We start from the raw sequence: 14,430 nt of genomic DNA on the forward strand, positions 1-14,430 counted from the left end.
AGTTCGTAGCGTTATCAAGTCTCGCAAAGCCTTACTAGTAGCTCACTCAATTCGTCACTGATTTATGAAATGCTGTACTTAGCGATGTCTATGACGATCGCATTCTTTGAACAAGCATTAAATACTAAGTCTGCTTGAAGAGATAGGATCTATTAGAAGAGTATAATTTTAGGAGTAAACCTCTGTCTTTACAATTTATCACCGTTCCCACAGCAACTTCTCAACCCCCCGCAGGCTTAATTGTAACTTTGCATGGTTGGGGTGCTAATGCTGAGGATGTCGCATCTTTGTTACCCTTGCTCAACTTACCCGATTACCAGTTTGTATTACCCAATGCACCTTTTCCTTATGCCTATTCCCCTGTAGGAAGGGCATGGTATGACTTGCGGGTTGAGAATATGTATCAAGGGTTGGCAGAAAGTCGGCAACTACTCATAGATTTTTTGCAATCTTTAGAGAGTAGCACTGGCGTACCTTTATCACGCACCATTTTAAGTGGATTTTCTCAAGGCGGAGCAATGACTTTAGATGTCGGCTCAAAATTGCCCCTAGCAGGTTTAGTTGTCATGAGCGGGTATTTACATCCTGATGCACTAACGGCAGCTAAAAGTGAGATACCGCCGACTTTAATCAGCCACGGGAGATATGATGAAGTTGTGCCCCTACAAGCCGCTTTGAAGGCACGAGAAACTCTCAAGTCTCTAGGAGTGGCGGTAGAATACCACGAATTTGACATGGGGCATGAAATACATCCACAAACGTTAAAGGTACTACGGAATTTCGTTGTAAATACAATTGGCTAGTCAGCATTACGAATTTTTTATAAATTCTGGTACAAATTCTGACAATTTTCACGAAATTAATGACTTTTAATGAGTAATATATATTGGGTGGGTGCGTTCAACGCAACTTAACCCATGCTGAAGGCGAGTGCTGCATAAGGGAGGGGCAAGCATTATGACAACTCTAAGCATTTCCCAAAAAGAAATTGCTGCCATGACTGCGGCAGAAGTAGAAGAACTAGCGACACGTCTGGAACTGGATAATTATAGCAATGCTTTTGAGGGTTTAAATGATTGGCATCTATTGCGAGCGATCGCATTTCAGCGTCCAGAGTTAGTTGAACCCTATATCTACCTCTTAGACTTGGAACCCTACGATGAAGCGTAGTTGAGAGTTAGGAGAGACGCGATTAATCGCGTCTGTACAGGAGTTAGGAGTTGGAAATTAATATTCGTAACTACTTGCTCTTAAATTACTACTTACTCCTAACTTTTTACCATGACTAATCCAAAATTGAACAGGGTTATAATTGGTGTAGGTGGCGGTATCGCCGCCTACAAAATCTGTGAATTGGTTTCGACGCTGTTTAAAACTGGGGTGGAAGTCCGAGTTATCCTCACCCGTTCGGCGCAAGAATTTATCACGCCTCTAACAATAGCCACCCTATCTCGTCATCCCGCCTACACAGATGATGATTTCTGGAAACCAACTCACTCTCGTCCGTTGCATATTGAGTTGGGTGAATGGGCAAATGTCATGGTAATTGCCCCCTTGACAGCTAATACATTAGCAAAGTTAGCCTACGGTATGGCTGATAATTTACTCACAAATACCGTGCTGGCTTCTACTTGTCCCGTGCTGTTAGCACCCGCAATGAATACAGATATGTGGGAACAGTTATCGGTGCAACGAAATTGGCAACAGCTATTGACAGATAGCCGATATCATGGAATGAGTACAGCATCGGGTTTATTAGCGTGCGATCGCATCGGTGCTGGTAGATTAGCAGAACCTCCAGAAATTTTGGCTCACATCCAATCTTTGTTACACACTCAAGGCAAACGAGATTTAGCAGGTAAACGAGTGTTAATTAGTGCTGGGGGAACGCGAGAGTATCTTGACCCAGTGCGGTTTATTGGTAATCCTTCCACAGGTAAGATGGGATTGGCGCTATCTCAAGCCGCACTTCACCGAGGGGCAAACGTCACCTTAGTACATGGCCTAGCTAATTGGGATGTACCATTGGGAGTGCAAGCAATTCCCGTCATTAGTGCCGAACAAATGCAGCACGTCATGGTGGAATGCTTACCCAACGCTGATATCATTGTGATGTCAGCAGCCGTGGCAGATGTGAAGCCACGAGATTATAGTACAGAGAAATTGCCTAAGCGATCGCTCCCCCAAGCTTTACCCCTGGAAGCAGTACCGGATATAGTCGCCCAATTAGCACAACTCAAACAACCGCATCAGAGATTAATTGGTTTCGCTGCACAAACTGGTGATATTGTCAAGCCTGCGTTAGAAAAGTTACAGAATAAAAAACTAGATGCGATTGTTGCTAATCCCATCGATCAACCTAATAGTGGTTTTGGTAGTGATAATAATCAAGCGATATTTTTAGATAGTCAAGGACGGCAGCTAGCGATCGCACCTTGTTCTAAATTAGAAATGGCACATCAATTATTTGATTTTGTCCTATTTTGACCAAGTTTCCTAATCCTCAATACGTCAACAAGACACAAAAATTTCTCTTTGCGTCTTGTTGATGTATTGACATTTTAAATTACATCATTTAGTGTAAACACAGATTGATGTAAAAACTATCCGATTACAGTTATGTACTTTGAGGACGTGCGTCAGTGGCAGGGAACTGCGGAGGCTCTGGCAAAGGAGCTAAAACGCCAGATTGAACAGCTTAAACTGTCTATAGAACCACCTGCCCTGCGTACCGTTCGGTCATGGAGAGCGAAACAACTTTTATCACAACCTAAAGGGCAAGAATTTGGCTTGCGGCAGATTTTGGAGGGATTGGCAACAATTTTACTATTAAAGAAGGGTTGGACACTTGCGGCGATCGCTCAAGTTTTACCTTCCTTTCCTGAAGATGTTTTAGAGAGGCAAATTATTGCAGAGGCTCAAGGTCATGATCCGACATGGCTACCTGCAATTTCAGCAACTTCTTTGCCTTTACCTACAGGACACCGCCCAGCGAGGGATCTGGCTGAAGATGCTGTGATGTTACTTGCTCAGGGAATTCTTCGCCAATACGATCGGGTTCTCCCAGGTCGAGAAATTGTGCGCCAAGACGATAGTATGTTGCCTCCAGAACTCTATCAAGCAATGTGCAAATTAGGTCGTCTATATATTGAAGAAGGATTAAGCGATCGCGCTGCTTGCGTGCATACTGTTTTAGATAACGCTCGATACTCTCTTGGTTGTGATCCTTGGCAGTTAGGGGTTTTTAACCAATCAGACTTTCGCTTTTCTAGCGTTACCTTAATCGATCCAGATTTACGAGTACCTACTTCAGATTGTGCAGAGATTGCCAACCTGAGCGGAGCTTTTGGGGAAGACAATGTGATTGAGCATCGATTATATACTGACTTATGCCAAGCAACTGAACGATTGGGCGGCCGTCGTCAACACAAAGCTTACACCGCGCTAAGAGAATTGTTTGGCAGGTACTCTTTAATAGGAGAACGGCAACTATTAGACTACTTGGTTGAAAATGACTTGACCCCTTTACAGGGAATGCTCATTGAGAAATTCTTCGACTCAGTACCAGATATCTGGCTAGTTGATGGATTAGCACATCGCTGCGCCCACTGTGGCACATTGATGCGATCGCATCCCAACAAAAAACATTTTTCACAAGGGCGCTGTCCAATTCGCCAGTGCATTGGCCACAACTCACCAAAAGTATCTGAAAAACTAGATCCCACCAAAGATATTTTACGAATTGCCGAGCCACGAATTCTTACCTACTGGACAGGCCCAGCAATTGACGAATTAGCTATTTTTGATACAGCCCGACAAAATAAGCTCAATGCTGAACTTTACCCAGAGTCCGATTTATGCGATGTGGCAATTAACGAACGGGCAATTGGAATTGATGCCAAATCTTACACAAGTCCGGTGACTCTGGCTTTGCGTCTCAATCGTAGTATTGGCGGGCTGATTCACTATCGCCGCCGCATTCTTGCTGTGAGCGATCGCTTAATTGAGGATAACCCAAGCTACATTTCTACCCTCATCTCAACATTAGATAAAAAGGGCGATCCTGCCAGTTTAGAAATTATGTTGGTTTCCTCTGTAATTGATTTTTTAAAGAAGATGCCTTATGCGAACCAAACCTGATTTTTGGAAAGGTATAAACCGAATTTGCTGGCTTTGCGTCTTAATGGAGGAATTTATTAATACTAATTCACTGGAGTACGCGCCAGTAATTATGTCAGGCATGGCCAGCATTTTAAATGCACCTGCATTAGAGGAAGCCCGTCAAGCCATTTTCAATATGCGGCAGATGTCGCTGACTTTTGTTACACGGCAGTCAGTTCAACACGCAATTGCTCTTTATAACAATCATCACTACTGCAACCACACTAAAGGGACGTATGAGATTGACACCGAAACACTGCACTTCAAAAGAACAGATCCTTTAGAAGATTCTCAAATTACACAAGCGCGTCAAATTTTGAGTACTCCTTTGTCATACGATTCGTATGGTTTTACATTTGCCGATCCTCGTCAGGCGATGGCGGTTGCATTAGGTGAAGAGTCAACCGCCGTGAAGTTAGACATCCCTCGTATAACTGCCCCGATTGCTGCACGTCGCACACATTCTCTTAACCGCCAACCAAGAGGAAAAATTCGCATTCCCCTAAGTGAACTGCGCGATCTGGCTCTTGAGATGGATGAGCGTGAAAAGCAAGATACTGAGCGACGACGTGGTAATTGGGCAGATCGTTTTGAGCGCTTTGACCTCATGGTATCCGAGGGTGGAAAAGGTCTGCGGAAAGAAGATGATGTGTTGGAATTAGAAGACATCAAGCACTTAATTGGTTTGCCAGGGTCAGGTAAAACAACCATTCTCGTGTTGATCGCTATCTGGCTGGGACTAAATGACTATAAAGCAATGTTTGTGTTTCCCTCCATAGAAGTTGCTAGACAGTACATGGCTGAGTTGGCATTTCATCAAGTTAAGGTGGGAATGCTGGTAGGTCAAGGCGATGAAACTCGCCGTGGCCATGCAGATAATATTGCTGAGGCGATCGCAACAAAAGGTAATGGTGGCTTTGCTTACACCTTAGAACAGGCAGAAGTTTTTGGGATGAACTGCGTTTTACCAGCCTTTTCAATTGCCGATATGTCTATGTGGGGCTTTGGTTATGCACCTTGCAACGAGATATTGCAAGGTGGGGGGAAACAGGGAAAGATGAAGAAATGCCTGTGTCCTTTATGGACAATGTGCGGTCGAAACAAAGCACCGCGAGATTTGTTGGATGCTAATATTTGGGTTGGTCATGTGCGATCGCTCGATACTCAAATATCACCTCACGCGATTCAGGAACAAGTACGATATTTTGAATTAATTGCTCGTACCTTCGACGTAGTTGTTTTCGACGAAGGCGACATGGTGCAATCAGTGTTAGATAGTTATGGGGCAGCAACCTTAAGTATTTCAGGCTCAGAGCGATCCATTCATCGGGTAATTCTAGAACAAATCCATAACCGCTTTGCTCGTGGTGAAAACTATCGATTATTTGATCGGGATGTAGAACTTTATAGTCGTGACTTGTCAGAATTTGGCAACCATAATACTTCCTTAATTACCACCCTTCAGAATATGTCTAAGTCGCGGGTGGGAGAACGCTACGAAAATCAATTGCTGACTGTATTACGGATTGTTAGCGAACTATTGAATACTTTAAAGAAATCCTCTCAGCAGAATGACCTTGATGAACAAGAAGCCAAACTAGGCTTTAGTAAAAGTCGGGCACTGACTGAATTTTGGGAAGCCGCAGCATATAACGCCTTCTACGATCGCACAGGTGTTGAGAACGCTCAAGACTTTAAAGCAGATTTGTGGCCTCGGATTTTAGGCTATAACCGTGAAACCCTTGAAAAGCAATGGAAAACTCTCATTAGTCATTTCCGCCGTTACCTGGCTGAAAATCTCATTAAGCGACGTGATGCGATCGTTGAAGAAATTGCTGAATTATTTCTCAAGCTCTGTTTTTCAGATCATTTACCAACAATAGAAGCAGAAGATTTGGCTAAATTACTTGTGACTGTTACTTTCGTAATTTTGGGTTATCAGCGAATTGTACCAGGAACTAGAACGATGGTTGCAGAGGGATTCATTCGTGAAACCATTGGAGAGTCAACTGCATCACCAGAACTCCGAAAATTTATTCCAGAAAGCATTTTAGGTTCATTTTCTGGGGTGGAATACAGTTTTTTCAAAGCACAAACAACACGTACCGCCGCCAAAAATGTGCGATTGTCCTACATTACATTTGTTGGTGCGCCTCGAATGTTAATGCATCGCTTTCATCAGTTGTTAGAGGCAGATGATGGACATCCCAGCCCAGCCGTTTTAATTACCTCGGCAACTTCATTTTTAGAAGCTAGTCCCGCCTACCACATTAACGCTGGCCCTCATTATTTACTAAAACCGCGTCAGTCAGAACATAAACCGGAACAGAGCGTTTATCGTTTCAAATGGTTTCCAGATAGTGAACGTGGTGATGAACCCCTCAAATATAGCGGTGCTGGCGATCTTCAAAAACGTAATCTTCTGCGGATGGTAGATGCTCTTGTACGGGGAGGAATTACTAAATCTGAAATTTACAAGTCCATGCGTCATTTTGATGTAAAATCTGGTATTCGCCGCAAAGCCGCTTTAGTTGTCAATAGTTATGAACAGGCTCGCACAATCAAGAAGTATATCAATGACTATCATCCTGAAGTTGGGCGGCATACAAAGGCAATTGTTAAATCCCTCAGAGATGGAGAACAACCGCAGGATTTTATCACCTCTGCTCAGTGTGAGGCATTAGGAGATGATGAAAACTGTGATATTTTAATTTTTCCCATGTTGGCAATTAATCGAGGTGTCAACATCGTTTTCACCAAAGGGGATAGGAAACTAGATGCGGCAATTGGCTCGATTTACTTCCTGACTCGTCCTCATCCTACCAAAGATGATATGCGGCTGTTGTACAGCTTGGCAGGACGGGCAACACAAGAATTTGATAGTCGAGTTTTTAGTGAAACAGAAGATTTAAATGCGATCGCAACTTCTTGGCAACAATCAAGAAAAGACCTTTGGAAAACTGCTAATAGATTGTTACGTGAACCCTTAATGGCTAGCCGTTTAGGCCCTGAACTGTTCAAATCGTTTACAGCTAATCAAATGGTTGCTATTCTGCAAACAATTGGTCGAGGGATGCGGAATGGATGCCCGGTATCAGTTTACTTTGTTGATGCAGCTTGGGCTACAAAATCAACAGAAGGTAAAGCAGACTCTGGACGAGATAGTATGCTGGTTCAAATGCGAATAATTTTAGAAGAATGTATTAACCATAAAGACCCCGTAATTCGAGAAATTTATCAGGAACTTTATGGCGCATTTCTAGAACCTTTACAACGCATTCAAGGAGTAATTTATCCTGATGAACTAAATTCGTTAGAAGAATCTACGGATGAAAAAGAAGGTTTTGATGAGTTTTCACCACTATTGGAAATGTAAAAATGATTAACAAATTTGATGATGAAATTGAATTGAAAGAAGATTTATTTGCAGAAGAGGAAGACGAAGAAACTGAAGGTGATTTAGTTTCGGGTAAATTTTACATTCAGCAACGCCTCGAATTAATTGAAGAATTTCCTTTAGCTTTCACGGTACCAGACAATCTTGCTCCAATCATAGTAGAGGGTTCTAATCTTACTTGGACAAAAGCAGGTTTGCAATGTTTTGTCGAGATTCAACAAGGAGCTAATGTCAAAAATCTTCCTTATGGCTCATTGCGAAATTTCCTACAAGTAGTATTGAAAGATGCAGCACGAATTGAACCAGAAGTAGGTCTTAGCAAGTATGCCTTGAATTATGCTAAATATGCTAAAGGCGATGCTGTGCCAGCACCTTTTGTTTACCTTACTGGTGGCAATGAAGAAGAAATAAAGAAAATGCTTCGCCCAATTATTAATGATTGGTTCACAAATTATCTCAAACCGTTTTCTGAAAAAGAGGATATATCAATAAAGATTATTGAACGCTTGGAAGATTTGCAAGAAAGGGGAGAGTTAATAAAAATTTCTCCATTCAAATCTCAAGTATTACCTTGGGGTTGGAATAAAGAGACAGATACAACTCAAGCTAAAGATAAATATGACTATCGAATGCTAGCAGATTTCGTTGCTCGTCAAATTGCTGGACAAGTTATTTTTACAGGTTTAGGGCCAATAAAACGCATTATTTTCAGCAATGGTACATTTACCTCTGGTATTGCAGAACTGATTACTGATCCGATCACTTTACCAGACAAAAAAGGAAAATTCAGTTTTGTGGTAAGCTTAGAAGTCATTACTTATCCATCTTTGCATCAACCTTTATTACAAGTTGAGTTTTCCAAACGTCGCTGGTTCACTCAATTAAAAGCTCCTGAATATGACCGCAGGAATATTAACGGTTTCATATTTTCTCAAGAATATACTGATCGCGCCTTCAGCTATAAAGTAAAATGCGAACGAGACAAAAACAACAAAAAGGGAAAAAATAACAAGCAAGAGAAAATAAGATGGACTTGGAAAACAGATAAAGATTTTGAGATATTGCGAAGAGAATTTAATCTGGGGCAATCTTGTGATGGACAAGAAATCGCTTTAGGTTTAGCCTCTACTGATAGTTGTAAGGTAGTTCTAACCTACCGTAATGGACTTCAAGATAATTCAGAAGAAGACGAAGAAATTTCAGAAAAATACGGTATTGAAACAGGTGTACCAGAGATTGATAAATTAGATGCGTTTGAGGCGATCGCTAAAATTCTTCAACCATTAGGAATCAAAATATTCGATGGTTACACAGAAGTACCATCTAAGCACAAACCAGATGATACAGCATCGCGCATGATTAATCTTCCTACACTGCTTGGTGGGGTTTTAGAATATCTTGAAACAAATACCAGCTTGGAGTTTACTCCGAAATATTTCGATCAACTCAATGATAAACAAATTAATGATTTGCTAAGTAAATACTTTAACATTCGTTTAGAAGGGATTGATTGGGGAAGAAAAGCTCTTCAATTCAAAGGACGCATAAAGAATCAGACTGATGAACTTCAAGGCATCATTCAGGCAAACCAAACAGCGATGCAGCGATTGTATCCTAATGAACGACCCTTATTATTTATCTTTTATGAAACTCATTTACAAACAGAAGCGAAACTATTGCAGAAGGTTACTCAAGTTTTGTGGGGAGACACACTTGAAATAGAAATTAATCGCTTGCCAGAAGATACCCACGGGCCACGAGAAATCTTACCTGAAAAAGATGGAACAGCTAAAGAGCGATCGCGTAAGCGAATTGAAGAATGGGAATCCACTGCAAAACAGATTGAAAAGTTGAATCAGCCAACTTTCTGCTTAATCATGGCGCGGAAGTTTTACCCAGATCCTACTGGTCAAAAAAATTCTAAACCTGATGATAAAGTGAATAAACCCTCAACCCGCAAAGCATTAGCAATGGCTGGTGCTGGTGTGCAGTTTCTACTACCTATTGAAGAGACACGGAAAACAAAACGTCTTAAACTAGCAGGCTTTTTCCATCGGATGCAGTCAGCACTGAAAGATTTGCTCTTTGCTCATTCTGGTCGCATTGATGATATCAAAGAAAAAGTTGATAAGTACCTGCAAAATATTTCACCAGAAGCTAGACCAAAAGAAATTATCGTAATTACAATCGTCCGTAAGCAAAAGGGTCGCGTTCGTGGCAAAATTGAAAGTACATTTTTACCAATAGCAATCCGCATCAATGTGGATACAGGTAAATGTGACTTTTGCTGTGCTTATGAGAGAGGTAATTTAGTAATCAGTCCGTGGGCTAGTTTTTCTGATGCACGAGCTTTTATTGCTGAACTTACTCCCATCAAACTGGCTGATAAAGATGAGGTACGCAAGACTCGATTCATGAAATTTGTGAAACAGATTGTTTCCAATTCTGTGGAAGAAAGAGCGCAACCGTTAGTGTTAATTGATTCTTCCAACTGGTGTAGCTTATCTATCTGTGGCGCGTGAATTACCACAAAGAAAGTCTCGTGGGCAAAGTTGCTATCGCTCAACCTACACCCTAGCAAAACAAGCTGGGTTAAAGGTAAGTCAACTCTCTACAAAATCTCCTTTTGTCGGTCGCTGGCCTACTCCCAATCCACTTGAGATTGTTGTTACCTTGAGGCAACCAGAAGATAATCCAGATGATCTAGCTGCCCTTGTGGAGTCACTGCGCTATGGCTTTGGTCACTATAGCGATTGGACAGCTTTGCCTGCTCCCCTATTTTTTGAGCGTGTTGTACGGGACTACATCAGTGAATTTGCGATCGCAGATGAGGATATTGAATCGGAGCAAGATTAAATATCCTACAAGTGAACAAAGAGGCTACTAATAAATTTACAACTTGAAGGAGGTATTATTTGCAATCAAACTAAACTTGCAAAAATATGGCTGTTAGAATGCATCGGGATGCATTGGCATTGTAAAGAGACGGATTGGCATTGCAAGGTATTGCCAAATTTAATTCGCTACAAATTAATGAAATGCTGTACCTAACAAGCCAAGGTTAAGACTCGAACCTAAAACTTGAGTTTATTGAGCTTGATGAAACTCCAGAACGAGCCTAAAAGCTGGTAAGAATAGTGTGACTGACATAGAGATATCAAGCAGCAATTGGGAAAGGAAACTACTACCTTGAATTGGGTATAAGCCGTATGGTCTATGGCTTTAAGGTCACTTCTCTAGATTTTATAATATAAGTAAGACTTAAAGATAACGCTTCAATTATATGAAAATACTCTCATCAGAGCTAGTCCATTTGGGATTTGGCAAATATGTGCGTTCTGACCAAGTAACAGCAGTTATACCAATAGAAGAGGAGCGAGGCCCAGGGCGACGAACCTTTGTTCACATTCAAGGGCAAGGTGATCCAATTATCGCCTCTCGCGCTGAAGATACCATCGTGCGTGATTTAGTACAGGAGCCACGCGAGGTTACTCAAGCAAGGCAGCAGCAGGAAATTCTTCAAGATTTATTGGTTAATTTAGGTAATGTTAATTCGACTGTGCGACGAATTAGCCGTGATGAAGGCACTTTGGATCTTGATTTGTTAGAGCGCCGAATTAAGCAAGTCCTTGAAAATTAATTGCAGAAATCAGCAAACTAAATAACGGAGAACGATATTGCTGAATACAATTACAGACCAGGTTTCAGTATCAGAGACACAAACAAGATCACCAAGGTTGTGGATACCTGAACGGGTACTGTTTACACCTGCTGCCCTAGATGAGGATTGGGGGCAGCAGATTCTTGCGCGTGTGCAGTCACTCAACTTATCAATAGAAAAATTATCACAGAACCGCCTGAAGGGTCTGCGCGGTGAGTCTGAGCGAGATACTTACAACATCGCCAAGCGTACCTTAGCGGTAGTTACTGCACCACCCAGTTCCTTTAAACTGAGTCCCATCCCACCTTCTGCGGATTGGCAGTTTCACATTGCTGAGGGTTGTCCTGCTCACTGTCAATACTGCTACTTAGCTGGTAGCTTGTCGGGACCACCTGTCATCCGCGTTTTTGCAAACCTACCACAGATATTAGAGAACTTAGCTAACTACGAGCAAGCGGGGAAAACCACGACTTTTGAAGTTAGCTGTTATACTGACCCATTGGGTATTGAGCATTTAACAGGAAGTCTTGCTGAATGTATCCGTTATTTTGGCACTCGTACCAATGCACATCTACGTTGGGTATCGAAATTTGATGCTGTAGATGGATTACTCGATTTACCACACAATGGGCATACTCGCTGTCGGATGAGTGTTAATGCCGCACCAATTTCTGGTAAGTTTGAAGGTGGCACAGCATCCGTAGCATCCAGACTTAATGCATTGCGACGGTTGGCGCTACCACAAGAGCGTGGCGGTGGCGGTTATCCAATAGGCTTAGTGATTGCGCCAATTATGCCGATAGACGATTGGCAGATGCACTACAGTAGTTTGTTTGACCAGATAAACGAGGCACTGGATTTTGACTGTGACCTTACCTTTGAGCTAATCTCGCATCGGTTCACACCTGGGTCAAAAGAAGTGTTACAAACTTGGTATCCGCAATCAAAATTAGAGATGGATGAGGCAAAACGCAGCGTCAAGCGTAATAAGTTTGGTGGGACGAAGTACGTTTATGATCGCGACACAATGAAGGCGTTGCGCTGCTTTTTTGAGAGTGAGATTAGTAGACGCTTTCCAAACGCTGAAATTCTTTATTGGACTTAGAAGAAATCTCTCGTTCTCTCTCGTTAAGAGTCTCTGATTGGGAATGCGTATTGGAGGCTCCGCCTCAAGTCAGACATTGAGTCAAGGGTTATCAAGCTAGGTTTTTAGGACTTGTGTGTACACCGTAGCTATAGGCGGCGTGAGGTTCTTTTATTATGGGTACTACGCACAAAGTGGGATAATTTGGGCAGATTACAGGCGGCGTTATACATTAATAAATGTATCTGCAATACCGGACTTGTTCTGGCTCAGTCTCAATAGCAAAGGTTTGGAGATGTTTACTTTATCAGAAACTTCTATCCTGGCGGCAATCCTACTAGTAGCTTTAGGCATTTTGGGCTGGGGCTTTTATCGCGCCAGACCTTTTGGTAAGCTGGGAATCTTAGCCTGGTTACAGTCGGTGGTGTTGATGACTCCCTGGCTGCTGTTTTTTGGATTGTTTGCCGCCGGGATTTACATCAATATAGCGGGTATATTGTTCTTAGTAGTGACTTCCGCCGGATTGTACATCTTCTTGGGCAGACAGTTACGCGCAGCTGGGCAAGATGCCATCCTCAAGCAACGCGCCACAGAAAGACTCGCGGCTGATTCCTCACTTGCAGCAAATTCCCCACAATTAGCAGTCGCAGAACTGAAACCGGAGATTCCACCACTACCGGAAGACGACTTAAATGCAATTAAAGGCATTTTCGGTATCGATACGTTTTTTGCTACAGAAACGATCGCCTACCAAGATGGAGCGATTTTCAAAGGCAATCTGCGGGGAGAAGCAGAAGAGGTTCACAACCGTCTAACTGCAAGTTTACAGCAACGCCTTGGTGATCAATATCGCCTGTTTTTAGTGGAAAACACAGACGGTAGACCCGTAGTGATTGTCCTGCCGAGCCGCAATGATCCTAAGCCGATGTTGCGATCGCAAAAAGTTTTTGCAGGTATTCTGTTGATCGGAACTATTGCCACAAGTTTAGAAGCTGCGGGCTTATTGCTAAATTTTGATTTCTTTGGCAATCCAGGGCGATTCAGAGAAGCTTTGCCCATAGGCGTTGGGATATTGACGATTTTAGTAGCTCACGAAATTGGTCATTGGATACTTGCCCGGCGTCACCAAATTCGCCTTAGCTGGCCTTTCTTTCTGCCTGCTGTGCAAATTGGCTCCTTTGGTGCAATTACCCGCTTTGAGTCTCTGTTGCCCAACCGCAAGGTATTATTTGATATCGCCTTGGCAGGGCCAGCCGCAGGTGGTATTGTCTCTTTATTAATGGTGGTGACGGGCTTGCTACTTTCCCATCCAGGTAGTTTATTTCAATTGCCAAATCAGTTTTTCCAAGGGTCAATTTTGGTGGGAAGTTTGGCGCGAGTTGTCCTTGGTTCGGCTTTGCAGTCGCCCCTAGTAAGTGTTCATCCCCTAGTGGTGATTGGTTGGTTGGGGTTAGTAATTAACGCTTTGAACTTAATGCCCGCAGGACAACTAGATGGTGGCCGCATTGTTCAGGCGATTTATGGACGCAAAACCGCAAGACGGGCAACGATCGCAACTTTAATTTTACTGGCGCTAGTGTCTCTTGGTAACACTCTTGCCATGTACTGGGCGATCGTGATTTTCTTTTTGCAACGGGAACAAGAACGTCCCAGCTTGAATGAAGTCACTGAACCCGATGATGCTAGAGCCGCTTTGGGTCTTTTAGCTCTATTCTTGATGATTACCACGCTTCTACCCCTAACTCCCGGCTTGGCTGGGCGATTGGGAATAGGATAGTGCTTATGGAGCCAACACCCAAACAAGCAATATCCGCAATTCGGGTGTGCGTCCAACTTACCAGGGTTTATAAACGAATAGACCTTGTAAGATTGGACGAGCGCACCACAAATATTTATATCTTGGCGAATAATAGTCCGGGCAATTAAGCATACTACCCGGAGCTAAAGCTGCGCTTTAGCTCCCCTCCCGAAGAGCCTACGGTGTACACACAAGTCTTGTCAGGTTGCCCCACAGCCTTTTGATCCCCCCAACCCCCCTTTTTAAGCTATCCATTATAAACATCTTTCTTAATAGAAAGTTTGACAAAAGTAAGCAGTTATGTAGAGGAGGAGAGAGGGAAAAATCAC

The 14,430-nt window shown here is 42.7% G+C and carries 11 protein-coding genes; all 11 read left to right on the forward strand.

Annotated elements, in window-relative coordinates; translation table 11 throughout:
- Positions 1–182: 182 nt before the first annotated feature.
- Complete coding sequence (locus tag V7L05_RS25085) at positions 183–803, forward strand: alpha/beta hydrolase (RefSeq protein ID WP_335168120.1); 621 nt, start codon at positions 183–185, stop codon at positions 801–803.
- A gap of 154 nt (positions 804–957) precedes the next feature.
- Positions 958–1,170: a protein IsiD gene (gene isiD / locus V7L05_RS25090; protein WP_292761436.1), complete on the forward strand. Its 213-nt coding sequence runs from the start codon at positions 958–960 to the stop codon at positions 1,168–1,170.
- Positions 1,171–1,281: 111 nt separating this feature from the next.
- On the forward strand, positions 1,282–2,487 hold the full coding sequence (coaBC, locus tag V7L05_RS25095) for a bifunctional phosphopantothenoylcysteine decarboxylase/phosphopantothenate--cysteine ligase CoaBC (protein WP_335168104.1): 1,206 nt from the start codon (positions 1,282–1,284) through the stop codon (positions 2,485–2,487).
- Positions 2,488–2,619: 132 nt separating this feature from the next.
- A complete protein-coding gene (locus V7L05_RS25100) occupies positions 2,620–4,140 on the forward strand; it encodes a restriction endonuclease-related protein (protein WP_335168105.1) in 1,521 nt (506 codons plus the stop codon).
- The gene (locus tag V7L05_RS25105) at positions 4,124–7,537 is read left to right on the forward strand and encodes a hypothetical protein (protein WP_335168107.1); all 3,414 of its coding nucleotides are present in this window, start codon (positions 4,124–4,126) and stop codon (positions 7,535–7,537) included. The genes V7L05_RS25100 and V7L05_RS25105 overlap by 17 nt, the downstream gene beginning before the upstream one ends.
- A 2-nt stretch (positions 7,538–7,539) precedes the next feature.
- The gene (locus tag V7L05_RS25110) at positions 7,540–10,080 is read left to right on the forward strand and encodes a pPIWI_RE module domain-containing protein (protein ID WP_335168109.1); all 2,541 of its coding nucleotides are present in this window, start codon (positions 7,540–7,542) and stop codon (positions 10,078–10,080) included.
- Positions 10,037–10,414 carry an RNaseH domain-containing protein gene (locus V7L05_RS25115; RefSeq protein ID WP_335168110.1) on the forward strand — a complete coding sequence of 126 codons (378 nt, stop codon included), beginning with the start codon at positions 10,037–10,039 and terminating at the stop codon, positions 10,412–10,414. Before V7L05_RS25110 ends, V7L05_RS25115 begins: the two co-directional genes overlap by 44 nt.
- Positions 10,415–10,841: 427 nt before the next feature.
- Positions 10,842–11,198 (forward strand): hypothetical protein, encoded by a 357-nt coding sequence (locus tag V7L05_RS25120; RefSeq protein ID WP_300415579.1) that lies wholly within the window; start codon positions 10,842–10,844, stop codon positions 11,196–11,198.
- 103 nt (positions 11,199–11,301) lie between these two features.
- Entirely contained in the window at positions 11,302–12,324 is a 1,023-nt protein-coding gene (locus V7L05_RS25125; protein ID WP_335168121.1) for a spore photoproduct lyase family protein, read from the forward strand.
- A 274-nt stretch (positions 12,325–12,598) separates the two neighbouring features.
- Positions 12,599–14,080, forward strand: coding sequence for a site-2 protease family protein (locus V7L05_RS25130; RefSeq protein WP_335168112.1), 1,482 nt, complete (start codon positions 12,599–12,601; stop codon positions 14,078–14,080).
- Between the two features lie 5 nt (positions 14,081–14,085).
- The gene (locus V7L05_RS34845) at positions 14,086–14,229 is read left to right on the forward strand and encodes a DUF6888 family protein (RefSeq protein ID WP_442937134.1); all 144 of its coding nucleotides are present in this window, start codon (positions 14,086–14,088) and stop codon (positions 14,227–14,229) included.
- The last annotated feature ends 201 nt before the right edge of the window (positions 14,230–14,430 follow it).

The organism is Nostoc sp. (assembly GCF_036917755.1).
Classification (GTDB): domain Bacteria; phylum Cyanobacteriota; class Cyanobacteriia; order Cyanobacteriales; family Nostocaceae; genus Nostoc.

Coding starts and splice junctions, on each gene's coding strand:
- isiD (WP_292761436.1), top strand. CDS start 958: ATGACAACTCTAAGCATTTCCCAAAAAGAAATTGCTGCCATGACTGCG.
- coaBC (WP_335168104.1), top strand. CDS start 1,282: ATGACTAATCCAAAATTGAACAGGGTTATAATTGGTGTAGGTGGCGGT.
- V7L05_RS25100 (WP_335168105.1), top strand. CDS start 2,620: ATGTACTTTGAGGACGTGCGTCAGTGGCAGGGAACTGCGGAGGCTCTG.
- V7L05_RS25105 (WP_335168107.1), top strand. CDS start 4,124: ATGCGAACCAAACCTGATTTTTGGAAAGGTATAAACCGAATTTGCTGG.
- V7L05_RS25110 (WP_335168109.1), top strand. CDS start 7,540: ATGATTAACAAATTTGATGATGAAATTGAATTGAAAGAAGATTTATTT.
- V7L05_RS25120 (WP_300415579.1), top strand. CDS start 10,842: ATGAAAATACTCTCATCAGAGCTAGTCCATTTGGGATTTGGCAAATAT.
- V7L05_RS25130 (WP_335168112.1), top strand. CDS start 12,599: ATGTTTACTTTATCAGAAACTTCTATCCTGGCGGCAATCCTACTAGTA.
- V7L05_RS34845 (WP_442937134.1), top strand. CDS start 14,086: ATGGAGCCAACACCCAAACAAGCAATATCCGCAATTCGGGTGTGCGTC.